This window comes from Halopseudomonas yangmingensis (assembly GCF_900114825.1).
Lineage (GTDB): Bacteria > Pseudomonadota > Gammaproteobacteria > Pseudomonadales > Pseudomonadaceae > Halopseudomonas > Halopseudomonas yangmingensis.
The window spans coordinates 86,710-110,321 of the sequence record NZ_FOUI01000003.1 but is presented as its reverse complement, the minus strand read 5'-3'; the positions used below and the strand labels follow the sequence as shown (position 1 = coordinate 110,321).

Below are 23,612 nucleotides of genomic sequence, written 5' to 3'. Positions count from 1 at the left end.
GGCTGCGCCTCAGTCCTTGCTGCTGCGCTGGGTCAGCGCCGCATTGACGAACCCGGTAAACAGCGGATGGCCGTCACGCGGGGTGGAGGTGAATTCGGGGTGGAACTGGCAGGCGACGAACCACGGATGATCCTCGACTTCGACCACTTCGACCAGCGCGCCATCCACTGAACGACCGGTAATTTTCAGACCACCAGCCTGCAACTCGGGCAGCAGGTTGTTGTTCACCTCGTAGCGGTGACGGTGACGCTCGACAATGGTGTCCTTGCCATAGCAGGCATGCGCCCGCGAGCCAGGCTCCAGCGCACATTCCTGACCGCCAAGACGCATGGTGCCACCCAGATCGGACGCCTCATCGCGCTGCTGGCGGTCACCGGTCGCGGTCTGCCACTCGGTGATCAGACCCACCACCGGATGCGTGCTGGTCTTGTCGAATTCACTGGAGTTGGCGTCAGCCCAGCCCAGGACATCACGCGCGTATTCAATCACGGCCACCTGCATGCCCAGGCAGATGCCCAGGTAAGGAATGCGATTTTCACGGGCATACTGCACGGTGCGAATCTTGCCCTCGACCCCGCGCAGACCGAAGCCGCCAGGCACCAGAATGGCATCCACCCCTTCCAGTACTGCAGTGCCCTTGGTCTCGATATCCTCAGAATCGATATAGCGCACATTGACCTTGGTGCGGGTCTGGATGCCGGCATGACTGAGCGCCTCGATCAGCGACTTGTAGGCATCCAGCAGCTCCATGTACTTGCCGACCATGGCGATGGTCACTTCATGCTCGGGATTCAGTTTGGCATCCACCACCCGCTCCCACTCATCAAGGTCGGCCTGACCGCATTCCAGACCGAAACGCTCGACGACGAAATCGTCCAGCCCCTGGGCATGCAGGACGCCGGGGATCCGGTAAATGGTGTCGACATCCTCCAGGGCAATCACCGCACGCTCTTCAACGTTGGTGAACAACGCGATCTTGCGCCGTGAGGACAGGTCGATCGGGTGGTCGGAACGGCAGACCAGCACGTCCGGTTGCAGGCCGATGGAGCGCAGCTCTTTCACCGAATGCTGGGTCGGCTTGGTCTTGGTTTCGCCGGCAGTGGCGATATAGGGCACCAGGGTCAGGTGCATCAGCATGGCACGCTTGGCACCGACCTCCACACGCAACTGGCGAATCGCCTCAAGGAACGGCTGTGATTCGATATCGCCGACCGTTCCGCCGATTTCCACCAGCGCCACATCGGCGCCGGCAGCACCCTTGATGATGCGGTCCTTGATCTCATCGGTGATGTGCGGAATTACCTGAATGGTCGCACCCAGATAGTCACCCCGGCGCTCCTTGCGCAGCACGTGCTCATAGACGCGGCCGGTGGTGAAGTTGTTGTTCTGGGTCATGGTGGTGCGCACGAAACGCTCGTAGTGCCCCAGATCCAGATCGGTTTCGGCGCCGTCATGGGTGACGAAAACCTCGCCGTGCTGGAACGGACTCATGGTCCCGGGATCCACGTTGATATAGGGATCCAGCTTGAGCATGGTGACCTTGAGTCCGCGCGCTTCCAGTATGGCGGCCAGGGATGCAGAAGCAATGCCCTTGCCCAAAGAGGAAACAACACCACCCGTGACGAAAATGTAGCGCGTCATGAAAAATCCGTGTTTGAACTGTGGCGGCCGGGCCGCAAGGGAACGAAGGGAGCCGGGAAAGTAACCTTTCCCAAAGTCTCGTCAAGATGGGACGTCAGGATACCAGACCCCCCCGCCTTGCTCAATCCGAAACACCACCATCGATCAATACAAACGGGCAAAATCCGGAGCGCGCTTGCCCTTGAAGGCCGCGATACCCTCAGCCGCCTCGGCTGAACCAAGCGCCACCGCCATCAAGTCGCGCTCACGATCAAGCTGGCGCTCAAAGACCTCACGCTGGGCACTGTCGAGCAGTTCAAGGATTGCCGTCTGCGATTGCCGCGCGCCACCTGCCAGCTGCTCACCCAGCTGCAAGGCCACTGTCAGTGCCTGTCCCGGCTCCACCAGACGATTGACCACGCCTGCCGCTGCCAGCCGTTCGATCGGCAGGCGCTCACCAAACAGGGCAATTTCCGCCGCCAGCTGATGCGGCAGCGACAGTGCCAGAAATGCCGAACCGCCGCCGTCGGGAACCAGCCCGGCCTTGACGTAGGCCAGCGACACATAGCTGTCACGCGCCGCCACCACCAGATCACAGGCAAACGCCAACGAGGCACCGGCACCCGCCGCGCCACCCTCGATGGCGGCAATCACCGGCTTTGGCGATGAGCGCAGGCGCCGTACCAGCGTATGCAGGTGTTCGATCAACGCCGCGCGCTCCTCCACCGCCAGCGCGGCCCGGGTTTCCAGTGCCAGCAAATCACCGCCCGAACAAAAGAAATCTCCGGCTCCACGCAGCACCAGGTTAGCAACCGTCGGGTCATCCAATGCCTCATCCAGATAGCGGTTCATCAACTGATAGGTGGCGGTTTCCAGCGCATTGCGCCGCTGCGGACGGTTCAGGGTAAGAATGCAGGTGGCGCCACTGCGCTGGCAGAGAACGATATCGTCCTGTGAACAAGGCTGGCTCATAAGGGCTCCATGAAGGGTTCTGGCACTGGCATCAAAATACTGGCGATGCGCCGTACTTTACGTTATGGTCAAAGGGTTTTTTGCCACAGACCGGCACAAGACCACAATTTGCCATCATATGCATAGGGAATGTGTAGTATGAATATCGTAAGGATACTCATCGCCATAGTGCTCACGCTGATCGTCGTCCAGATGGTCCACAGTCATAGCCTGCTGAAGCGCCCCGACATCAGTCACTTCGCCGAAGTACGGATCAACTACCTGATCACCCGACACAACGCCATAGCCGACTGCCTGAAGGCTTCCGATCTTGGTGCCAGTGATATCCATCAGGCCTGTGAGCAACAGGTCAATGAAAGCCTCGGCCCCGAGCCAAGCAGGAGCGATCGCAGCACCTGGCAACTGCCCTGAACCAGGTCAGCCAGCGGGAAACCAGTGTACGCACCAGCTGGCCGGTGCATTTGCCGCTTGCCAGCGTCCACCGACACTCACCAGTTCTCCCTGGTAGTGGATCAGCGGCACCGCCGGCCGCAACCAGGCTGGAATGCCCGCCTCCTGAAACAGTTTTTTGAGGGTTTGCGTCGGACGTCCGGCCATTCGGATAAGTTCACCCCCGGTACGATAGCGTATCTGCCACTCGCCGGATGGACGTTCACCTGACTGCCTGAGCAGACCATTACCCCCTGACAGCCGCAACTCAGCCACATCAGGCAATGGCTCTGACTGACCTGCCGGCATGCCACCAGCCGGAAGCAGCCACAACTGCTCTACTCCACCCAGCACACAGGCATCGTCGATTTCCCAGCGCAGCCCAGCTGTAGAGCCCCGGTCAAACTGCTGCTGCAACGCCAGCAGATGACGCTGGTCCGGCAAACGGCACCCCTGAGCCAGCAACCAACCGCGTAACAGGTTACGTTGGCGCGGCGCCGACAAGCGTCGCAGTCCAGGCAATTGAAGCGCAGGCCACTGCTTCAACCAGGGGTCGGTATCAACATGGGCCAGCGCACCCATATCTGCCTCGGCCAATTCATCCAACAACGCGCCTGCTTCAGCTACGTGCCCTGCCAGTCGTAACAAGCTCCGGTCGGTCTGCGGCCACTGCCGACGCAAGGCCGGCAAGGCCGTGTGGCGCAGCCAGCTACGCGCAAAACGCGGATCGGCATTGGCCGGATCCTCAACCCATTGAAGGTTACGCTGGTGTGCAGCTGTTTCGAGTTCGGCACGGCTGACATCCAGCAGGGGTCTGAGCAAATGGCCCCGCCCCAACGGACGCTGACGCGGCATGCCTGCCAGCCCGCGCAGGCCGGCACCACGCAAGGCACGGAAGATCAGGGTCTCCAGTTGATCATCGGCATGCTGAGCCAGCAACAGCAGATCGCCTGGCCCGAGCAGACGCTCATAGACGGCATAGCGAGCGTCCCGTGCCGCCTCCTCAATAGAGGCCTGCCTTGCCAGAACCACCCGTTCAACCTGTAATGGCACGCCATATCGGGCACAGGCGCGAACACAGAGCGCTGCCCACTGGTCAGCCAGCGGATGCAGGCCATGGTGCACATGTATGGCGCGCAAGGGGGGGCATGTCGAGGTACTGGTCAGTTCGGCCAGCAGATCCAGCAGCAGCATCGAGTCAAGGCCGCCGGATAACCCCAGCCAGAGCGCCGGGGCGTCGGAGTGGGCGCTCAGCTGGTGCTGAAGCGCCCGCAACAGGGACGGGTCAGACGGTGCCAAAGGACATCAGGCGCTCGTAACGTTGCTCCAGCAGCCCGTCAACGTCATAGCTGTCAAGCTCGGCCAACTGCTCAAGCAACGCGGACTTGATCCGTGCCGCCGTATCCCTTGGATGCCGGTGCGCACCACCCAGAGGTTCGGGCACCAGTTGATCGACCAGCCCCAGCTCCTTCAGACGCGGCGCCGCCATACCCATGGCTTCGGCGGCGTCGGGAGCCTTGTCGGCCTTTTTCCAGAGAATCGAGGCACAACCCTCCGGGGAAATGACCGAATAGGTGGAATATTGCAGCATCATCAGGCGGTCACAGACACCGATCGCCAGTGCCCCGCCGGAGCCGCCCTCACCGATCACTGTGGAGATGATCGGGGTTTTCAGCCGAGCCATCACCTGCAGGTTCCAGGCAATCGCCTCGCTTTGCCCACGCTCCTCGGCATCAATGCCGGGATAAGCACCGGGCGTGTCGATAAAGGTGATGATCGGCATGCGGAAACGCTCGGCCATCTGCATCAAGCGGCAGGCCTTGCGATAGCCCTCGGGCTTGGGCATACCGAAATTACGACGTACCTTCTCCTTGACGTCACGCCCCTTCTGATGACCAATGACCATTACCGGGCGGTCATCCAGACGCGCAATACCACCGACAATGGCCGCGTCATCGGCAAAATGCCGATCACCATGCAGCTCTTCGAAGTCGGTAAAAATATGCTGGATGTAATCCAGTGTATAGGGCCGCTGCGGGTGCCGGGCCATCTGGGCGATTTGCCAGCTGTTCAGATTGGCAAAGATGCTTTCAGTCAGAGCCCGGCTCTTGTCCTGCAGCTTGCTGATCTCTTCACCGATGTTGAGCGAGTTGTCACTGCCGACCAGCCGCAGCTCCTCGATCTTCGCCTGCAGGTCGGCAATTGGCTGTTCGAACTCCAGGTATTTCTGGCTCTTGCTCATACGCATCCATATCCGCTGTGCGGCCCGCAGGCCTTCTTGAAGTTGTCCGGCAATACCTTACGGGATTGCCGCATGGCAGTCGAGAACCGGACACCCTTGCCGGTATCCGGGTATGCCGGAACTTTAGCTGCCCACTATCTGTAGTGCAGGGAGACGCTGTCTTTGCCGAACTGGTCACGCAGACTCTGCAACAACTGGTCAGCCGGCTCGACCCGCCAGTCGTCACCCAGTCTCAGTAACGCGACTGCCCCTGCACGTTGCACCTGGGCCGTTACCGGGCAGTCACCGGCGTGTTGACGCAGAATCTGCTGCAAGCGTTGCATGCTGGCAGCATCCTGCGCGCGACTGTCGAGACACAGACGCACACTGTCGAGCAGCGTGGTGCGCGCCTCCTCCAGACTCATCACCCGCTTGGCGCGCATGCGCATGCCGCCGGAGAAGTCGTCAATCGCCACCTCACCCTCGACCACCACCAGCGCATCCTTCTGCAGCAGGTTCTGCGCCGCAGCAAAGGCTTCGGCAAACAGCGACACCTCGATGCGCGCAGAGCGATCATCGAGCATCACAAAACCGACCTTGTCGCCGCGCTTGTTCTTCATCACCCGCAGGTCGAAGACCAGTCCGGCGATGGTCTGGCTGTCACGCGAGGGTTTCAGGTCGAGAATGCGCTGGCGGGCAAAACGCCGCACTTCCTGCTCATACTCGTCAATCGGATGACCGGTCAAGTAAAGCCCGAGGGTGTCCTTCTCGCCGCGCAGACGCTCCTTGAAGGTCCACTCGCGCACGCTGCTGTAGCTGGCGTACACATCACGCTCGGTGGAGGGGCCGAGCAATTCACCGAACAGGTCGTCGTGACCACTGTCGGCGCTGCGCGCGGTCTGCTCCGCCGAGGCAATCGCCTCCTCCATCGCCGCCATCAGGGCGGCCCGGTTACGGTCAATAAGCTTTTGGTAGGCCTGCGGCTCATCATCGTAGAAGGGGCCGAGGCGGTCCAGTGCGCCACTGCGAATCAGCGCTTCCATCACCCGCTTGTTGATCCGCTTGTGGTCAATGCGTGCGCAGAAATCGAACAGGTCACGGAACGGGCCACCGGCCTGACGGGTTTCCACGATGGTTTCCACCGGCCCCTCACCCACACCCTTGATCGCGCCCAGGCCATAGACCACGTCACCCTGGCCATCGACCGTGAACTTGAACTCCGAGACATTCACATCCGGCGCACGCATGCGCAGCTTCATGCTGCGGCATTCCTCGATCAGCGTGACCACCTTGTCGGTGTTGTGCATATCCGCTGACAGTACCGCCGCCATAAAGGGCGCCGGATAGTGCGCCTTCAGCCAGGCGGTCTGGTAGGAGACCAGGCCGTAGGCCGCCGAGTGCGACTTGTTGAAACCATAACCAGCGAATTTTTCCACCAGATCAAAGATATTGCCGGCCAGATCAGCATCGATACCATTCTGCGCACAGCCCTCGATAAAGCCGCCGCGCTGCTTGGCCATTTCCTCGGGCTTTTTCTTGCCCATCGCCCGGCGCAGCATGTCGGCGCCGCCGAGGGTGTAGCCGGCCATCACCTGGGCGATCTGCATCACCTGTTCCTGATACAGAATGATGCCGTAGGTCGGCTTCAGCACCGGCTCCAGCCCGGCGTACTGGTAGTCCGGGTGCGGATAGGACAACTCGGCACGCCCGTGCTTGCGGTTGATAAAGTCGTCAACCATCCCTGACTGCAGCGGGCCGGGGCGGAACAGCGCGACCAGGGCGATCAGGTCTTCCAGGCAGTCCGGCTTGAGTTTCTTGATCAGCTCCTTCATGCCGCGCGATTCCAGCTGGAACACCGCGGTGGTTTCGGCACGCTGCAGCATCTGATAGGTCGGGCCGTCATCCAGCGGGATGAAGTCGATATTCAGCGGCTCCTTAGCCTGCTGGGCGCGGTCACGGTTGATGGTTTCCATCGCCCACTTGATGATGGTCAGGGTGCGCAGGCCAAGGAAGTCGAACTTGACCAGACCGGCCGCCTCCACATCATCCTTGTCGAACTGGGTCACCAGACCGCCACCGGCCTCGTCACAATACAGCGGCGCAAAATCGGTCAGTTTGGTCGGCGCAATCACCACGCCACCGGCATGCTTGCCAACATTACGGGTGATGCCTTCGAGTTTCAGCGCCATGTCCCAGATTTCCTGGGCCTCCTCGTCGGCGGCGAGGAACTCGCGCAGCGGCTCCTCCTGCTCGAAGGCCTTCTCCAGGGTCATGCCGACCTCGAAGGGAATCATCTTCGACAGCTTGTCGGCCAGGCCATAGGACTTGCCCTGCACCCGCGCCACATCGCGCACCACCGCCTTGGCCGCCATGGTGCCGAAGGTGATGATCTGTGATACCGCGTTGCGGCCATACATGTCGGCCACATAGTCGATCACCCGGTCGCGCCCTTCCATGCAGAAGTCGACGTCGAAGTCGGGCATCGACACCCGCTCCGGGTTGAGGAAGCGCTCGAACAGCAAGTCGTACTGCAGCGGGTCCAGATCGGTGATCAGCAGCGAGTAGGCGACCAGCGAGCCGGCACCCGACCCGCGTCCCGGACCCACAGGGACGCCGTTCTGCTTGGCCCACTTAATAAAGTCCATGACGATCAGGAAGTAGCCGGGAAAACCCATCTGATTGATGATATCGAGCTCGAAATTCAGCCGATCAACATACAACTGACGGCGACTGTCGCGATCCGGCGCACCCTCCGGCAGTATCACCTTAAGCCGTTCCTCCAGCCCCTCGAAGGACACCTTGCGGAAGAACTCCTCGATGGTCATGCCCTCGGGAATCGGGAAATCCGGCAGGAAGTGCTTGCCCAGCTGCACCTCAAGATTGCAGCGCTTGGCAATCTCCACCGAGTTGGCCAGCGCCTCGGGGATGTCGGCAAACAGCGCGCACATCTCCTCTTCGCTTTTCAGATACTGCTCTTCGCTGTACTGGCGAACCCGCCGCGGATCCCCCAGCGCGCGGCCCTCGCCAATGCATACGCGGGTCTCGTGGGCCTCGAAGTCTTCGCGGCGCAGAAAACGCACATCATTGGTCGCCACCACCGGACAGCCGCTACGACTGGCCAAGGCGACGGCTGCATGCAGGTGTTCCTCGTCATTCAGCCGACTGGTGCGCTGCAGCTCCAGGTAGAAACGCTGGGGAAACACACCCATCCAGTACGCCAGTAGCTGGTCAGCGAGCGGCTGGTTGTCAGCCAGCAGGGCCTGGCCGATTTCGCCTTCACGGGCCCCGCACAGGGCAATCAGTCCGTCACTGGCGCTCGCCAGCCACTCGCGCTGCAGGGTTGCCAGACCATTGCGCTGACCTTCGGTAAACCCCCGGGAGATCAGTTCAGTCAGGTTGCGGTAGCCCTGCTGATCCATCGCCAGCAGGGTCAGGCGCCCAAGCTGGTCGGGCTCGTCGCGGCCCAGCAGCCAGACATCGGCGCCGCAGATCGGCTTGATGCCGGCACCCATGGCGGTCTTGTAGAACTTCACCAGACTGCACATGTTGCTCTGATCGGTCACCGCCACTGCCGGCATACCAGCCTGCTCCAGCGCCTTGATCAGCGGCTTGATCTTGACCAGCCCGTCAACCAGGGAGAATTCGGTGTGCAGACGCAGGTGAATAAAACGGGGTTGCATGGCAGGCCTGTACAGATCGGAAGTTGAAGCTGGATTGTAACGGCGGGGTCGGCTGGCGGCCAGTTCAGCACTCAAGCAATGCGCGCACCGGAGCAAAGGAGCGCCGGTGGATCGGCGTCACGCCAAGCTGGCGCAGGGCGGCCAGGTGCAGCGGTGTCGGATAGCCCTTGTGTTTGGCCAGCCCGTAGCCCGGATAGCGTAGATCCAGCTCGCCCATTTCACGGTCGCGCGCCACTTTGGCCAGAATTGAAGCCGCGGCAATCGCCGGCACCCGGCTATCCCCCTTGACCACCGCCGCCGCCGGCATCGGCAGCGTCGGGCAACGGTTGCCGTCGACCAGCACCCGCTGCGGAGTGATCGACAGCCCGGCAACCGCCCGCTGCATGGCCAGCAGAGTGGCCTGCAGGATATTCAGCTGGTCGATTTCCTCAACCTCGGCGCGGGCAATGCACCAGGCCAGCGCCTGCTGCTGGATCAGCGGAAACAGTGCCTCACGACGTGCCTCGCTGAGCTTCTTGGAGTCGTTCAGACCTTCAATCGGGCGGCTTGGGTCGAGAATCACCGCAGCGGTTACCACCGCGCCACACAAGGGCCCACGGCCAACCTCATCAACCCCGGCGACCAGTTCACCCTCGCCCGGCAACAGCCAGTCGATACTCAGCTGAGTCACAGCCGGCCCTTGTCACGCAGCAGTTCGAGAATGGCATTGGCCGCCGTCTGATCAGCATCGCGGCGCAGCAACTGGTGCAATTCGAGGAAGGTACGTTCGGCATCAGCACGTTCCGGGCTGGGTTGCAGCCGAGCCAGCAAGGCTTCGCCAAGCGCCTCGGGAGTCGCCGCATCCTGCAGGAACTCCGGGGCCACCTCACGTCCGGCGAGCAGGTTGGGCAGCGCCACATGGCCAACCTTGACCAGCCGTTTGAGTATGCGGAAGGTCAACCCGGCCATGCGGTAGGCCACCACCATCGGCCGCTTGAACAGCATCGCCTCCAGCGTGGCGGTACCCGAGGCAATCAGCACCGCATCACAGGCGGCCAGCGCCTCTTGGGCCTGGCCATCGAGCAGGGTCAGCGGCAACTTCAGACCGGACTCGGCAAGGATCGCCTCCATCTGGGCACGGCGCTCGGGGTTGGCGCAGGGCAGCACAAACTGCAGATCCGGCTGGCGCTGCAGACACCAGTGCGCCGTGTCCAGAAACAACCGGCCCAGTTTGCGCAGTTCGCCATTGCGACTGCCTGGCAGCAGTGCCAGCAGACGCGCGTCATCGGCAATACCCAGGGTCTGACGTGCCGCCGCTCGACCCGGCTGCAGTGCAATACGATCGGCCAGGGTGTGTCCGACACAGCGCACGCGCACGCCATGGCGCTGGTAGACCGCCTCCTCGAAGGGGAATAGCGTCAGCATCAGGTCGGTGGACTGGCGAATACCCAGCACGCGTTTCTCGCGCCAGGCCCAGACCGAAGGGCTGACATAATGCACGGTGGGAATGCCGGCCTCACGCAGGCGGCGCTCGACCCCCAGGGTGAAATCCGGCGCGTCTATGCCGATGAATACATCCGGCTGCTCGGCCTTCAGGTAATCCACCAGCTCCCGGCGAATACGCAGCAGTTCGCGCAGGCGCCCAAGCACCTCGACCAGCCCCATCACCGACAGGCGCTCCATTGGCACGCGGGTCTGCATGCCCTCGGCCAGCATGCGCGGACCACCGATACCGATAAAGCGTGCCTGCGGATACTGCTGGCGGAGAGCACGAATCAGCCCGGCACCCAGGGTGTCCCCGGAGGCTTCGCCGGCAACCAGGGCAATACACAGGGGACGATCGGACATGCCGTTCAGCGGGTGATGCCGCGGGTAGAGGCAAGGATGGAGTCGCGGTACAGGGCGATCTCCGGATACTGCTCAGCTGCCTGTTGCAGTTCGACCAGCGCATCCTGCAAGGTCAAACTCTGGCGATAGACCACCTTGTAGGCGCGGCGCAGGGCGCTGATCAGTTCGGGACTGTAACCACGCCGGCGCATGCCCTCGAAGTTCATGCCATGCGCCTCGGCCGGATTGCCACCAACCATGACGAACGCCGGAATATCCTTGAATACCGCACTGTTGGCCGCGCTCATGGCGAAATCACCGATGCGGCAGAACTGGTGCACTGTGGTGTAGCCGCCGAGGATGGCGCCATTGCCAACATGCACGTGCCCGGCGATGGTCGCGTTGTTGGCCATGATGATGTGATCGCCGACCACGCAATCATGCGCCACATGCACATAGGCCATCAGCAGGTTGTGACTGCCGATGCGGGTAATGCCCTGATCCTGCACGGTGCCGCGATGGATGGTGCAGCCCTCACGGATCACGTTGTGGTCACCGATTTCCAGTCGGGTCGGCTCGCCGGCGTACTTCTTGTCCTGGCAGTCCTCCCCCACCGAGGCGAACTGGAAGATCCGGTTACCGGCACCAATACGGGTCGGCCCACGGATGACCACATGCGGCCCGATCACACAACCGGGACCGATTTCCACATCGGCACCGATCAGCGTCCAGGGGCCCACCTCGACGTCATCCGCCAGCCGGGCGGACGGGTCCACAATGGCCAGGGGATGAATTCGACTCATACCTTGTGTTCCGCGCAGATGATTTCGCCGGAGCAGGCTTCCTTGCCGTCAACCAGTGCACGACAGGCAAACTTCCAGATGCCGCGCTTGTTGCTCAGCCACTGGGCTTCCAGTTGCAACTGATCACCCGGCACCACCGGCTGGCGGAATCGTAGTTTGTCGGTGCCGACAAAGTAGTAGAGGGTGCCATCCTCAGCCTTGGTATTCATCATGCGAAAACCCAGTAGACCGGCTGCCTGGGCCATGGCCTCGATAATCAACACGCCCGGCATGATCGGATGACCGGGGAAATGGCCGTTGAAAAAGGGCTCGTTGACCGACACATTCTTGTACGCACTGATACGGCGCTGCTCCAGATCGAGCTCAACCACCCGGTCTACCAGCAAAAACGGGTAACGGTGTGGCAAATACTCTCTGATTTCATTGATATCCATGAATGCGAAGGCCTTGCAGAAATAATGGGGATAGGTAGCGCACTGCGCCGTTCAGGTCTCAGATGAATCTGCTGACCCGCTGGTCACGCCCTGCAGCTGTTTTTCCAGCTGCTGCACCCGCTTGAACAGGCTGTCAATCTGGCGCAGGCGTGCCGCGCTTTTCTTCCAGTCACCGGCAGTCTGCATGGCAGTGCCCGACGAATAGGCTCCCGGCTCGGTGATAGAGCGGGTAACCATGGTCATGCCGCTGACGAACACGTTATCGCAGATATCGATATGGCCAACCATGCCCACACCGCCGGCAATCATGCAATGCCGGCCGATACGGGTACTGCCGGAAATACCGACACAGGCAGCCATTGCCGTGTGATCGCCGACCTGAACGTTGTGGGCAATCTGGATCTGGTTGTCGAGCTTGACGCCATTGCCGATCAGCGTATCGGAAAGCGCGCCACGGTCGATACAAGTATTGGCACCGATTTCCACATCATTACCGATACGCACACCACCGATCTGGGCAATCTTGTGCCACTCACCCTGCTGGTTGGCAAAACCGAAGCCTTCGCCGCCAATCACAGCGCCGGACTGAATAACTACCCGCTCGCCAATGCTCACATCGTGGTACACGGTTACCCGGGGAGCCAGCCAGCCGCCAGCACCGATACAGCTTCGTGCGCCGACAAAACAGCCAGCCCCAAGGGTTACGCGAGGTCCTACAACGGCATCAGCCTCGATCACTACATGCGGGCCAATACTGGCAGATTCGTCGACCCGTGCCCGAGCGTGCACCACCGCTGTAGGATGGATGCCAGCATCTGCCTGCGGCTTGCGATCAAAACGGTGGGAAATCCGCGCATAGGCAAGATAGGGGTCGGCAACGACCAGTGCATTGCCGGCAAACCCGTCCAGATCGTCTTCACGCAGCAGCACAGCGCCCGCTGCCGTTGTTGCCAACTGCTTGCGGTACTGCGAGTTGGCCAGAAAACTCAGCTGGGCCGGCCCGGCGTCCTGCAGCGAGGCCAGACCGGAAATTTCCGCCTGACCATCACCGCGCAGCCGTGCATCCAGCCATTGAGCCAACTCGGCAAGTTTCATCTGCTCTACTCCGCAGCAATCAACGCAGACTGTTCAGACGTTCGATCACCTGGCGGGTGATATCGAACTGCGGCTTGACCTCAACCACGGCGGCACGATCAATGACCATGTCATAGTCACCCGCCTTGAGAACAGCTTCCACCGACTGATCCAGCTTCGGCTTGAGGGTCTCCAGCATCTCGCGGTCAGCACCGGCCTTGGCTTCGTTCAGCTCGCGGGACTGCACCTGGAACTCGCGGGCCTTTTGGCGAAATTCCAGTTCGAGCTTTTCCAGTTCGGTCTGTGTCAGCTTGCTGCCGTCACGCTCCATGCGCTCTTGCAGGCGCTTGGCTTCGGTTTCCAGGTTTCGCAGTCGCTGCAACTGTGCGGCAAACTTCTTCTCGGTATCGGTCGCGTAACGCTTGGCCGCATCCGATTCGAGCAACGCCATCTGGTAGTCCAGCACGGCAATCTTCATCTGCGCTGCAGCAGGGAAGCTGGCCATGGCCAGTACCGACAAAATTGCAACCGCTATGTACTTTTGCACTCTCTATAACTCCTGCTAGGCAGTGATGGTTGTTGTTGGTTCAGAAAGTCTGGCCCAGGGTGAACTGGAATACCTGGGTCTTGTCACCCGACTGCTTGTTCAGCGGCACGCCCAGACTGAACCCCAGCGGACCCAGTGCGGTCAACCAGTTCAGACCTACGCCGACGCTATAGCGCAGGTCACCCAGATCGACACCTGTGGTGCAGTTCGGGTTGCCGCGCAGACAGGTATCGGTATAGACGTTGCCGAAGTCGGCAAACAGCACGGTACGCATGGAGCGCTGATCCTGCACAAAGGGCAGCGGGAATATCACCTCGGCACCACCGGCAACCTTGATATTACCGCCAAAGGGCAAGGCATCCCGGTCCGGATCAAGGTCACTTGGCGTACTGCGCGGACCTACACTGCTGTCACGATAACCACGCAGCGAGCCTATGCCGCCCACATAATAATGTTCGAAAAAGGGTACCTGGCTGGTTGAGCCATAGTTCTTCACCACACCCAGATCACTGTGCAGACGCAGGGTCAGGTCATCACTCATGCGGAAATACTTCTGCGCCCGGTAATCCACCGAATAGAAGCTCAGGTCGCTGCCGGGAAGGGTTGTTTCGAAACGTACCGACTGGGAGTGTCCGCGATCTGGGAACACGCCGCGGTTCAGCGTCGACTGGCTCCAACCGGTACTGAACTTCAGGCTGTTGAAATTATCTCCCTCTTCATCAAGAAACCCAATGATTTCCTTGACGGTAAAGGTACCAGTCTTGACCTTGTCATTCTGTACGCTCAGCCCGAAATTCAGGCGCGAGGTATCACTGACCGGATAACCAAAGTTGAAACCGGCGCCGTAGGAATCCACCGCATAACTGGACACATCAACGTTCAGGCGGTCGTAATCGGTGGTGCGGTAAAAGGCATTGTAGCCAAGGCTGACGCCATCCACGGTGAAGTAGGGGTCGACAAAGCCGAAGGACAGGGCCGTCTGGTATTCCGAGCGGTTGGCACTGAAGCTGACACGGTTGCCGGTACCGAAGAAATTGTTCTGGCTGATCGAGCCACCCAGGATAAGACCGGTACCCTGGGCAAAACCAAGGCTGGCAGTTACCGAACCGGAAGGCTGCTCCTCAACCGTGAAATTGACATCGACCTGGTCGTCCACACCGGGCACAGGAAGGGTCTCGACATTCACTTCCTTGAAGAACCCCAGCTGTTCCAGACGGGACTTCGAGCGATCGATCTGGTGGGTCGAGGCCCAGCCACCTTCCATCTGGCGCATCTCCCGGCGCAGCACCTCGTCATCGGTCTTGGTGTTGCCACGGAAGTCGATACGGTTGACATAGGCGCGCTTGCCCGGATCAACAAAGAAATTCACGCTAACCGTACGATCTTCCTCGTGCACCTCGGGAACGGCGTTGACGTTGGCAAAGGTATAGCCCTCGTTGCCCAGACGCCGGGTAATCAGGTCTGAACTGGCCGTCATCACCTCGCGCGAGAAAACCTGGCCCTGCTCGATCAGCAGCAGGCTGCGTACCGCCTCCTCCTCGACGACCAGATCACCGGACAGGCGCACGTCGCGAACGCTGTACTGCTCGCCTTCATTGATGTTGACGGTGATGAACACGTGCTTTTTATCAGGACTGATCGATACCTGGGTGGAGGCGATATCCATGTTGATATAGCCACGGTTCAGATACCAGGAACGCAGGCGCTCAAGATCGCCTCCGAGCTTTTCCCGCGAGTATTTGTCTGCACTGCTGAAAAAGCGCCACCAGCGGCTGCTTTTCAGCTCGAACAGTGCGGCCAGATCCTCATTGCTGAATACCGTATTGCCAACCACGTTGACGTGGCGGATGGAGGCTACCTTGCCTTCATCAATAGTGATTTTCAGTGACACACGGTTACGCGGCTCGGCAATCACCTCAGCCTGGATATCGGCCGAGTAGCGGCCCTGGGCCACGTACTGGCGCAGCAACTCGTTACGCACCCCTTCCAGGGTCGCCTGCTGGAAAATCTCGCCTTCGGCCAGGCCCGCCAGACGCAAGCCATTGAGCAGATCTTCGCTCTTGATTGCCTTGTTGCCCTCAAGTTCGATGGTGGCAATTGACGGGCGCTCTACCACGTTGATCACCAGCACATCACCTTCACGACCCAACTGGATATCCTGGAAAAAACCAGTGGAAAACAGCGAGCGACTGGCTTCAACCAGCCGTTGCTGGTCCAGCTGGTCACCGATATTCAGCGGCAGGGCAGAAAATACACTGCCAGCCGAGACGCGCTGCAGACCGTTAATGCGGATGTCGGAAACCTCGAAGGTATCGGCCTGGGCTGCCGAAGCCAGCAGGCTCAGCAGTAATGCGGGCAAAAGGTAGCGTTTCATGAAATCCGTTCTGACTGAAATGTTGCAGTGGCGCAGACATTCTCGCCACCCTGAAGCCGGGTCAACCGCCCAGCCGACTCAAATCGTTGTATATGGCAAACAGCATGATGCAGAGAATCAGCGCCAGGCCGATCTGCAGCCCCCAGGCCTGTATCCGCTCCGATAACGGCTTGCCACGCACCCATTCGGCTGCATAAAACAGCAAATGCCCACCATCCAACACCGGTATCGGCAACAAATTGAGCACACCAAGACTGATACTCAGATAGGCAATAAAACTGAGAAAACTTTCCAGTCCTGATCTGGCCGAGGCGCCCGCCACTTTAGCAATGGTTATCGGGCCACTCAAGTTTTTTGCCGAGACCAGTCCGGTCAGCATCTTCTGCAGGGATTCCAGTGTCAGGACTGTCATGTCCCAGGTTCTGCCGGCGGCAACCGGAATGGCCAGCAGCGGGTTGTAGCTGATTCGCCGCAACATGTGATCAGGCCACTCGAAGGCAGCCACGCCGACACCGGCAAAACCCTGCAACCCCTGATCACTTTCGCGCCCATCTGGAACAAGGGTCAGTTCGATCAACCGGCCTCCCCGTTCGACCTCCAGCGCCAACGGTTGCCCGGGCGACGTCTGGATCAGCGGCACCAGCCCGGTCACCCAGTCATTCACAGGCACACCATCAACACGAACAATCAGGTCATCAACCTGCAGGCCGGCCCGCTGTGCGGCGCCATCCGGATTAACCTGACCTATGCGCGGCAATACCTGCGGCTGCCAACTGGTCAAGCCAAGGGCGCCAAGCGGGTCCGGCTGATCCACACCGCGCAGCCATCCATCCAGCACCAGACTGTAGTTTTGCGGTTCACCGCCGGCCAGCTCGCGAGCACTTATGCCCAGCGTACCGCTTTCGCCAAGTCTGCGGATCAGTCGTAGATTGATGTCATGCCAGCTGCTGACTGTCGCACCGTCGACGGCAACGATTTCCAGCCCCTCGCGCAGACCGGCACGCTCGGCAATACTGCCCGCCTCAGGCACACCGGTAACCGGCTTTACGGTGGTCAGGCCGACCACGGCCACCACCCAGAATGCCAGCAAGGCCAGCAGGAAGTTGGCCAGAGGGCCTGCTGCCACTATGGCAATACGCTGCTTAACCGACTTGCGGTTGAATGCCTGATCCAGCTGCTCGACAGGCACCTCGGCCTCTCGTTCGTCAAGCATTTTCACGTAACCGCCCAACGGAATGCTGGCAATCATGAACTCGGTACCATGCCGATCATACCAGCGATACAGCGGTGCTCCGAAACCAATCGAGAAACGCAACACCCGCACACCGCAACGGCGCGCCACCCAGAAGTGGCCGTACTCATGAATGGTAACCAGCAAGCCCAGAGCGACCAGGGTTGCGAGCAAGGTAAACAGCAAGTCCATCAAGACTCCCGTAGCCGGTTAAGCTGCATCAGTGGTGCCGCCCGAGCCAATCCCGGGCCGACTGGCGCGATCGCCGATCAGCATCCAGCACCTGATGCAAGTCTGTGACAGGCTCTGCCGGCAGGGAGTTCAACACCGCCGCATTCAACTCGGCTATCTCGACAAAGCCGATACGCTGCTGCAGAAAAGCCTCGACTGCCACCTCGTTGGCCGCATTCAGCACAGCACAGGCCGTCCCGCCGGCATGCATCGCCTGGCGGGCCAGATCAAGACAGGGAAAACGTTCCGGATCAGGGGCGCGGAAGTCCAGGCGCGAAACTGCCAGCAGATCCAGCGGACTGACTCCCGAGTCAATACGCTCTGGCCAGGCCAGTGCGTGGGCAATGGGGGTGCGCATATCCGGATTGCCCAGCTGGGCCAACACCGAGCCGTCGACATAATCGACCAGCGAGTGGATTACACTTTGCGGATGCACCAGCACCTCGACCTGATCGGGCGTGGCATCGAACAGCCAGCAGGCTTCGATCAGCTCCAGCCCCTTGTTCATCATGGTCGCGGAATCCACTGAAATCTTGCGCCCCATGGACCAGTTGGGATGGGCACAGGCCTGCTCCGGAGTGACTGTTGCCAGTTGTTCCAGCGGCCAGTCACGGAAGGGGCCGCCGGAGGCGGTCAGCAGTATGCGACGAACTCCGGCACGTGCCAGTCCGGCGTGTGTCGTCGGCGGCATGCACTGGAAGATTGCGTTGTGCTCGCTGTCTATCGGCAGCAACAGGGCATCATGTTCACGCACCGCCTGCATAAACAGGGCGCCGCCCATCACCAGGGCTTCCTTGTTGGCCAGCAGCACGCGCTTGCCGGCCATCACCGCAGCCAATGTCGGCTCCAACCCGGCAGCACCTACTATCGCAGCCATTACTGTATCTGACCGGGGATCTGCTGCCACCTCGCACAGTGCCTGGGCACCCCAGAGCACTCGGGTAGCAAGGCCGTCGCGCTGAAGTCTGGCCTGCAACCAGTCAGCCTGTTCGCTGACGCCCACCACGGCACAGACCGGCCGATGGCGGACACACAACTCGGCCAGCAACTCGATACGGCTGTGCCCGGTTAACGCATGCACCTGATAGGACTCAGGGTGGCGCGCCAACACATCCAGGGTGCTCAGGCCGATCGATCCGGTAGCACCCAGTACCGTTACCTGTTGCAGACTCACCCGAGACGCGCTCCGAACAGCAGCCACAACAGACTGAAGGTGGGAATGGCTGCCGTCAGGCTGTCAATACGATCCAGCACACCACCATGCCCGGGCAGCAGCTTGCTGCTGTCCTTGAGCCCTTGTTCACGCTTGAACAGGCTCTCGGTCAGATCACCCAGCACCGATACCAGTACTACCAGCAGCGCGCCACACAGGGCCACCAGAATTGAAGCCAGACTCCAGCCCAGCCAGAGCAGCGCCGCCAGCGCCAGCAACTGGGTCAGCAGCACCCCGCCCAACAGCCCCTCAAGGGTCTTGCCGGGGCTGACACGCGGCATCAATTTGTGTTTTCCGAAGGTTTTGCCGGCAAAGTAGGCGCCAATATCGGCAGCCCATACCAGCACCACCAAGGCCAGAATCAGCCACAAACCATGCTCCTGGCCACGCAGCCAGACCAGTCCGTACCAGGCTGGCAACAACACCAGCAGACCGAACAGCTGGGCGATCATCGAGCCGACCCAAATCCCCCTGCCTGCGGGATAACGCACCACCAGGAAGGCCGCCAGCAACCACCAGCCCATTGCCGGCCATAACAGATACTGTGGCGCCCAGCTGTCACGCCAGAGACCGGCCATCAGCAACGCCACGGCCAGGGCATAGACGATTCGACCCTTCTGCCCCTGTTCACCGGCCAGTCGGGCCCACTCCCAGGCCCCAAGGGTAACGATGGCACCGACAAACAGGGCAAACCAGCCGTCCTGCAGCCAGACAAAGCCGGCAATCGCAAGGGGCGCCAGTATCACGCCGGTAATCACCCGTTGTTTGAGCATCAGGACTCCGCTGCTATCTGTTCGCTGGTCTTGCCGAAACGGCGCTGCCGCCCGGCATAATCGGCCAGCGCCTCGCGCATGGCCGCATGCCGGAAATCCGGCCAGAACAGTTCGGAAAAGTACAGCTCGGCATAGGCCAGCTGCCACAGAAGAAAATTACTTATACGCCGTTCGCCGCCAGTACGGATACACAGATCCGGCAACGGCCACTCGGCGGTGGCCAACTGCGCCTGTATCTGCGCCGCATCGATTTGCCCGGGCTGCAGGCGACCGTCGGCCACCTGCTGCGCCAGGCGACAGGCAGCCTGGGTAATATCCCATTGCCCGCCATAATTGGCCGCCACCACCAGAGTCATGCGCTGACCGCTGGCGGTCAGCGCCTCGGCATCGGCCATGGCCTGTTGCAGCTCGGGGGAAAAACGCGAACGCTCGCCAATGATACGCAAACGAATATCGTGCTCTGCAAGACGTCGCACTTCCCGACGCAGGGCACCAAGAAAAAGGTCCATCAGGGCGCCGACCTCATCTGCCGGTCGCTGCCAGTTTTCACTGGAGAAGGCGAACAGGGTCAGCACCTCAACACCGCTTTCGGCGCACACTTCGATCGCGGCACGCACCGCACTGACGCCCGCCTTGTGGCCGGCAACACCCGGCAGCAGGCGCTTGCGCGCCCAGCGGTTGTTGCCGTCCATGATGACCGCCACATGGCGTGGCACAGCCGCTGAACCGGTGATATCTGTCATAGGGATGCTTCGATGACGGTCAGACCGCCATCAGATCCGCTTCCTTGGTTTCAAGGGCCTTTTCGATCTCGGCGACAAACTTGTCAGTGAGTTTCTGCACCTCATCAGCGGCACGACGCTCTTCGTCCTCGCTGATCTCCTTGTCCTTCTGCAGGTCTTTCAGCTGGCCCAGTGCATCGCGACGGATATTACGTACTGCCACCCGGGCATTTTCTGCCTCGGATCGAGCCTGCTTGGTGAAGCCCTTGCGGGTTTCCTCGGTAAGCGCCGGCATGGGCACACGAATGGTGGTGCCGGCAGTCGCCGGATTCAACCCCAGGTCCGACGTCATGATAGCTTTCTCAACAGCCTGGATCATGCTGCGGTCAAAAACAGTCAGTGCCAGGGTGCGGGAATCCTCAACGATAACGTTGGCGACCTGGCGCAGCGGAGTATCAGAGCCGTAGTAAGAAACCATGACGCTGTCGAGGATGCTCGGATGCGCGCGGCCGGTACGAATCTTGGCAAAGGCATGGTCCAGCGCCTCAACCGACTTTTTCATGCGCGTCTGCGCTTCCTGCTTGATGTCATTGATCATTGTTCAACCCTCGATCAGAGTTCCTTCGGCGCTACCCACCACGGCATTCAGCAGGGCGCCAGGCTTGTTCATATTGAAGACCCGCAACGGCATCCGGTGATCACGGATCAGGCAGATGGCAGTCAGGTCCATGACGCCGAGCTTGAGGTCCAGTACCTGGTCATAGGTCAGGGTATCGAAACGCTCGGCATTCGGATCCTTCATCGGATCGGCATTGTACACACCATCGACCTTGGTTGCCTTGAGCACCAGGTCGGCATCCATCTCGATACCGCGCAGACAGGCTGCGGTATCCGTGGTAAAGAACGGGTTACCGGTACCGGCGGAGAATATTACCACGTCACCACCGGCCAGATAGCGCATGGCCTTGCGCCGGTCGTAATGCTCGGTCACGCCCTCCATGGTAATCGCCGACATCACCCGGGTCTGGATATTCGAACGTTCCAGGGCATCACGCAGCGCCAGCGAGTTCATCACCGTGGCCAGCATCCCCATATGGTCGCCGGTGACCCGGTCCATACCGGCCGCGCTCAGGGCCGCACCGCGGAACAGGTTACCACCACCGATGACCAGACCAACCTGCACACCGATACCGATCAGCTGTCCGATTTCCAGCGCCATGCGATCCAGCACCTTGGGATCGATACCGAAGTCTTCGGTACCCATCAGGGCCTCACCGCTGAGCTTGAGAAGGATACGCTTGTATTTGGGCTGACGACTGCTGGGGGTATGGACCATGACTCATCTCCTGCTGGAATTGGAGAAACACTCAACACGTTGCACTGACTGCTCGAATGACAACTTGTTCAATGCTTCTTGAAAAAGAGGCCTCCCGTTTGCACGGGAAGCCTCCTGAACTGCTCAACGGGCAATTGCCGGATAAATGCCGGACATTGACCGATGTAATGCCAATCGAGTGATCACTGCTTGGCAGCGGCCACCTGGGCAGCCACTTCGGCAGCAAAGTCGCTCTCGGCCTTCTCGATACCCTCGCCCACTTCAAAGCGGACAAAGCCAAGAATCTCGGCACCAGCCTTCTTCGCCAGATCACCAACCTTGACTTCCGGATCCTTGACGAACGGCTGCTCGACCAGACTGCCCTCGGCGAGGAACTTGCTGATGCGGCCCTTGACCATGTTCTCGACGATATTTTCCGGCTTGCCGGCAATCTTGTCGGCGTTCAGCTGCAGGAAAATTTCCTTTTCCTTGGCCACGGCTTCCTCGGACACCTGCGACGGGTCAAGGAACTGCGGGTTGCTGGCTGCCACGTGCATGGCGATATCGCGTGCCAGTTCCTCGTTACCACCCTTCAGGGTTACAGTCACACCGATGCGATGACCGTGCAGGTAAGCACCCACAACCTCGCCTTCAACACGGGTCAGACGACGGATGTTGACGTTTTCGCCACACTTGGCAACCAGCGCTTCGCGGGCGGATTCCTGATCGGCGATCAGCGGTGCAGCGTCGCTGTAACCGGCCTCAACTGCGCGTTCAAGACTCGCGGCAACAAACGCCTTGAAGTCATCCTGAATGGCCAGGAAGTCGGTCTGTGAGTTCACTTCGATAATCACCGCAGACTTGTTGTCAGCGGCAACCTTGATAGCAATCGAACCTTCGGCGGCAATGTTGCCAGCCTTCTTGGCGGCCTTGATGGCACCGGAAGCGCGCATGTCGTCGATGGCCTTCTCGATGTCACCGTTGGTGGCAACCAGGGCCTTCTTGCATTCCATCATGCCTTGGCCGGTACGCTCGCGCAGTTCTTTGACCAGGGCTGCAGTAATCTCTGCCATGAGTGATTCCTCTAGATGCGTATTTGATGGGAGGCTGCCGGGTCACGTGGGCAGCCGAATCATGATGCTGTCAGGATATTGCAAAAAGGGGGCATGGCCCCCTTTTCGACTTGGCAATACGGGACAAATGCCCGATCAGCCCTCGGAAGCCTCGGAGGCCGAAGCTTCTTCTACAAACTCGTCACCAGCGCCGCCGTTGTTCTTGCCACGCAGAACCGCGTCAGCAATAGCAGAGGCATACAGCTTGATGGCGCGGATGGCGTCATCGTTGCCGGGGATCACGTAATCAACGCCTTCCGGGCTGCTGTTGGTATCGACAATGCCGATAACCGGAATGCCCAGCTTGTTGGCTTCAGTGATCGCAATACGCTCATGTTCAACGTCGATCACGAACAGCGCATCCGGCAGACCGCCCATGTCCTTGATACCGCCCAGACCACGATTCAGCTTCTCCAGATCGCGCGAACGCATCAGGGCTTCTTTCTTGGTCAGCTTGGTAAAGGTACCGTCCTGGGACTGGACTTCGAGATCACGCAGGCGCTTGATCGACTGGCGGATGGTCTTGTAGTTGGTGAGCATGCCGCCCAACCAGCGGTGATCAACGTAGGGCATGCCGGCACGGGCTGCTTCGTCGGCAATGATCTTGCTGGCAGCACGCTTGGTACCGACAAACAGGATCTTGTTCTTGCCGGAAGCCAGCTTTTCCACGAAGCCCAGCGCTTCATGGAACATCGGCATGGTCTTTTCCAGGTTGATGATGTGGATCTTGTTACGCGCGCCGAAGATGAACTTGCCCATCTTCGGATTCCAGTAACGGGTCTGGTGGCCAAAGTGGGCACCGGCCTTGAGCATGTCGCGCATTGAAACTTGGGTCATGATAACTCCGTAGGTATTCTCGGGTTGAGCCTCCACGCATCCCGTTATCCAACCCCGAGGGGCACCCAGAATAACGTGTCGATACGTGTGCGGTTTCAGTGTTGCTCACCGGCCCTATCCTGCGCGGCCGATCAAGCGCGGCGCTTTATACCACAAACCAGCCTCGCGGATAAAGCACAAGCTGCCGAACGGAGAGCATTCGGCAACCACCCGCAGGC

At 60.3% G+C, this 23,612-nt stretch carries 21 protein-coding genes; 1 reads left to right on the top strand and 20 read right to left on the bottom strand.

The window, feature by feature from the left end; all coding sequences use genetic code 11:
- Window positions 1–9: 9 nt before the first annotated feature.
- Together BMZ23_RS04650 and BMZ23_RS04645 are read right to left on the bottom strand one after the other, a co-directional pair.
- Window positions 10–1,641, bottom strand: coding sequence for a CTP synthase (locus BMZ23_RS04650; RefSeq protein WP_093473402.1), 1,632 nt, complete (start codon window positions 1,639–1,641; stop codon window positions 10–12).
- Between the two features lie 144 nt (window positions 1,642–1,785).
- Window positions 1,786–2,592: an enoyl-CoA hydratase family protein gene (locus tag BMZ23_RS04645; protein ID WP_093473399.1), complete on the bottom strand. Its 807-nt coding sequence runs from the start codon at window positions 2,590–2,592 to the stop codon at window positions 1,786–1,788.
- A 138-nt stretch (window positions 2,593–2,730) separates the two neighbouring features.
- Between BMZ23_RS04645 and BMZ23_RS04640 the strand changes: the two genes are divergently transcribed.
- Window positions 2,731–3,003, top strand: coding sequence for a hypothetical protein (locus BMZ23_RS04640; RefSeq protein WP_093473396.1), 273 nt, complete (start codon window positions 2,731–2,733; stop codon window positions 3,001–3,003).
- A 6-nt stretch (window positions 3,004–3,009) separates the two neighbouring features.
- Here BMZ23_RS04640 and tilS read toward each other — a convergent pair whose 3' ends face one another.
- From tilS to rpsB, 18 genes are all read right to left on the bottom strand, one after another.
- Window positions 3,010–4,320, bottom strand: a complete 1,311-nt coding sequence (tilS, locus tag BMZ23_RS04635; RefSeq protein ID WP_093473393.1) for a tRNA lysidine(34) synthetase TilS — start codon at window positions 4,318–4,320, stop codon at window positions 3,010–3,012.
- A complete protein-coding gene (gene accA, locus BMZ23_RS04630) occupies window positions 4,307–5,263 on the bottom strand; it encodes an acetyl-CoA carboxylase carboxyl transferase subunit alpha (protein WP_093473391.1) in 957 nt (318 codons plus the stop codon). The genes tilS and accA overlap by 14 nt, the downstream gene beginning before the upstream one ends.
- 134 nt (window positions 5,264–5,397) lie before the next feature.
- Window positions 5,398–8,922, bottom strand: a complete 3,525-nt coding sequence (gene dnaE, locus BMZ23_RS04625; protein WP_093473388.1) for a DNA polymerase III subunit alpha — start codon at window positions 8,920–8,922, stop codon at window positions 5,398–5,400.
- 64 nt (window positions 8,923–8,986) lie between these two features.
- Complete coding sequence (rnhB, locus tag BMZ23_RS04620; protein ID WP_093473659.1) at window positions 8,987–9,583, bottom strand: ribonuclease HII; 597 nt, start codon at window positions 9,581–9,583, stop codon at window positions 8,987–8,989.
- Window positions 9,584–9,588: 5 nt separating this feature from the next.
- Entirely contained in the window at window positions 9,589–10,749 is a 1,161-nt protein-coding gene (lpxB, locus tag BMZ23_RS04615) for a lipid-A-disaccharide synthase (RefSeq protein WP_093473385.1), read from the bottom strand.
- Window positions 10,750–10,754: 5 nt separating this feature from the next.
- Window positions 10,755–11,531 carry an acyl-ACP--UDP-N-acetylglucosamine O-acyltransferase gene (gene lpxA / locus BMZ23_RS04610; RefSeq protein WP_093473381.1) on the bottom strand — a complete coding sequence of 259 codons (777 nt, stop codon included), beginning with the start codon at window positions 11,529–11,531 and terminating at the stop codon, window positions 10,755–10,757.
- Window positions 11,528–11,965: a 3-hydroxyacyl-ACP dehydratase FabZ gene (fabZ, locus tag BMZ23_RS04605; protein WP_093473378.1), complete on the bottom strand. Its 438-nt coding sequence runs from the start codon at window positions 11,963–11,965 to the stop codon at window positions 11,528–11,530. The genes lpxA and fabZ overlap by 4 nt, the downstream gene beginning before the upstream one ends.
- 51 nt (window positions 11,966–12,016) lie before the next feature.
- A complete protein-coding gene (gene lpxD, locus BMZ23_RS04600) occupies window positions 12,017–13,060 on the bottom strand; it encodes a UDP-3-O-(3-hydroxymyristoyl)glucosamine N-acyltransferase (RefSeq protein ID WP_093473375.1) in 1,044 nt (347 codons plus the stop codon).
- 19 nt (window positions 13,061–13,079) lie between these two features.
- Entirely contained in the window at window positions 13,080–13,544 is a 465-nt protein-coding gene (locus BMZ23_RS04595) for an OmpH/Skp family outer membrane protein (RefSeq protein WP_093473657.1), read from the bottom strand.
- Window positions 13,545–13,626: 82 nt separating this feature from the next.
- A complete protein-coding gene (gene bamA, locus BMZ23_RS04590) occupies window positions 13,627–15,960 on the bottom strand; it encodes an outer membrane protein assembly factor BamA (protein ID WP_093473372.1) in 2,334 nt (777 codons plus the stop codon).
- Window positions 15,961–16,021: 61 nt separating this feature from the next.
- Complete coding sequence (gene rseP, locus BMZ23_RS04585) at window positions 16,022–17,383, bottom strand: sigma E protease regulator RseP (RefSeq protein WP_093473369.1); 1,362 nt, start codon at window positions 17,381–17,383, stop codon at window positions 16,022–16,024.
- Between the two features lie 28 nt (window positions 17,384–17,411).
- Complete coding sequence (gene ispC, locus BMZ23_RS04580) at window positions 17,412–18,596, bottom strand: 1-deoxy-D-xylulose-5-phosphate reductoisomerase (protein ID WP_093473366.1); 1,185 nt, start codon at window positions 18,594–18,596, stop codon at window positions 17,412–17,414.
- A complete protein-coding gene (locus tag BMZ23_RS04575; protein ID WP_093473363.1) occupies window positions 18,593–19,408 on the bottom strand; it encodes a phosphatidate cytidylyltransferase in 816 nt (271 codons plus the stop codon). The genes ispC and BMZ23_RS04575 overlap by 4 nt, the downstream gene beginning before the upstream one ends.
- Entirely contained in the window at window positions 19,408–20,151 is a 744-nt protein-coding gene (gene uppS / locus BMZ23_RS04570; RefSeq protein WP_093473360.1) for a polyprenyl diphosphate synthase, read from the bottom strand. The genes BMZ23_RS04575 and uppS overlap by 1 nt, the downstream gene beginning before the upstream one ends.
- A gap of 19 nt (window positions 20,152–20,170) precedes the next feature.
- Window positions 20,171–20,728: a ribosome recycling factor gene (gene frr / locus BMZ23_RS04565; protein WP_093473357.1), complete on the bottom strand. Its 558-nt coding sequence runs from the start codon at window positions 20,726–20,728 to the stop codon at window positions 20,171–20,173.
- Window positions 20,729–20,731: 3 nt separating this feature from the next.
- Window positions 20,732–21,466 (bottom strand): UMP kinase, encoded by a 735-nt coding sequence (pyrH, locus tag BMZ23_RS04560; RefSeq protein WP_093473354.1) that lies wholly within the window; start codon window positions 21,464–21,466, stop codon window positions 20,732–20,734.
- 182 nt (window positions 21,467–21,648) lie between these two features.
- Window positions 21,649–22,518 carry a translation elongation factor Ts gene (gene tsf / locus BMZ23_RS04555; protein WP_093473350.1) on the bottom strand — a complete coding sequence of 290 codons (870 nt, stop codon included), beginning with the start codon at window positions 22,516–22,518 and terminating at the stop codon, window positions 21,649–21,651.
- Between the two features lie 135 nt (window positions 22,519–22,653).
- A complete protein-coding gene (gene rpsB / locus BMZ23_RS04550) occupies window positions 22,654–23,394 on the bottom strand; it encodes a 30S ribosomal protein S2 (RefSeq protein ID WP_093473347.1) in 741 nt (246 codons plus the stop codon).
- Between the last annotated feature and the right edge of the window lie 218 nt (window positions 23,395–23,612).

Excerpts from the sequence above, each read along its gene's own strand:
- BMZ23_RS04650 (WP_093473402.1), bottom strand. The coding sequence starts at position 1,641 with ATGACGCGCTACATTTTCGTCACGGGTGGTGTTGTTTCCTCTTTGGGC.
- BMZ23_RS04645 (WP_093473399.1), bottom strand. The coding sequence starts at position 2,592 with ATGAGCCAGCCTTGTTCACAGGACGATATCGTTCTCTGCCAGCGCAGT.
- BMZ23_RS04640 (WP_093473396.1), top strand. The coding sequence starts at position 2,731 with ATGAATATCGTAAGGATACTCATCGCCATAGTGCTCACGCTGATCGTC.
- accA (WP_093473391.1), bottom strand. The coding sequence starts at position 5,263 with ATGAGCAAGAGCCAGAAATACCTGGAGTTCGAACAGCCAATTGCCGAC.
- dnaE (WP_093473388.1), bottom strand. The coding sequence starts at position 8,922 with ATGCAACCCCGTTTTATTCACCTGCGTCTGCACACCGAATTCTCCCTG.
- lpxB (WP_093473385.1), bottom strand. The coding sequence starts at position 10,749 with ATGTCCGATCGTCCCCTGTGTATTGCCCTGGTTGCCGGCGAAGCCTCC.
- lpxA (WP_093473381.1), bottom strand. The coding sequence starts at position 11,531 with ATGAGTCGAATTCATCCCCTGGCCATTGTGGACCCGTCCGCCCGGCTG.
- fabZ (WP_093473378.1), bottom strand. The coding sequence starts at position 11,965 with ATGGATATCAATGAAATCAGAGAGTATTTGCCACACCGTTACCCGTTT.
- lpxD (WP_093473375.1), bottom strand. The coding sequence starts at position 13,060 with ATGAAACTTGCCGAGTTGGCTCAATGGCTGGATGCACGGCTGCGCGGT.
- BMZ23_RS04595 (WP_093473657.1), bottom strand. The coding sequence starts at position 13,544 with ATGGCCAGCTTCCCTGCTGCAGCGCAGATGAAGATTGCCGTGCTGGAC.
- bamA (WP_093473372.1), bottom strand. The coding sequence starts at position 15,960 with ATGAAACGCTACCTTTTGCCCGCATTACTGCTGAGCCTGCTGGCTTCG.
- rseP (WP_093473369.1), bottom strand. The coding sequence starts at position 17,383 with ATGGACTTGCTGTTTACCTTGCTCGCAACCCTGGTCGCTCTGGGCTTG.
- BMZ23_RS04575 (WP_093473363.1), bottom strand. The coding sequence starts at position 19,408 with ATGCTCAAACAACGGGTGATTACCGGCGTGATACTGGCGCCCCTTGCG.
- uppS (WP_093473360.1), bottom strand. The coding sequence starts at position 20,151 with ATGACAGATATCACCGGTTCAGCGGCTGTGCCACGCCATGTGGCGGTC.
- frr (WP_093473357.1), bottom strand. The coding sequence starts at position 20,728 with ATGATCAATGACATCAAGCAGGAAGCGCAGACGCGCATGAAAAAGTCG.
- pyrH (WP_093473354.1), bottom strand. The coding sequence starts at position 21,466 with ATGGTCCATACCCCCAGCAGTCGTCAGCCCAAATACAAGCGTATCCTT.
- tsf (WP_093473350.1), bottom strand. The coding sequence starts at position 22,518 with ATGGCAGAGATTACTGCAGCCCTGGTCAAAGAACTGCGCGAGCGTACC.
- rpsB (WP_093473347.1), bottom strand. The coding sequence starts at position 23,394 with ATGACCCAAGTTTCAATGCGCGACATGCTCAAGGCCGGTGCCCACTTT.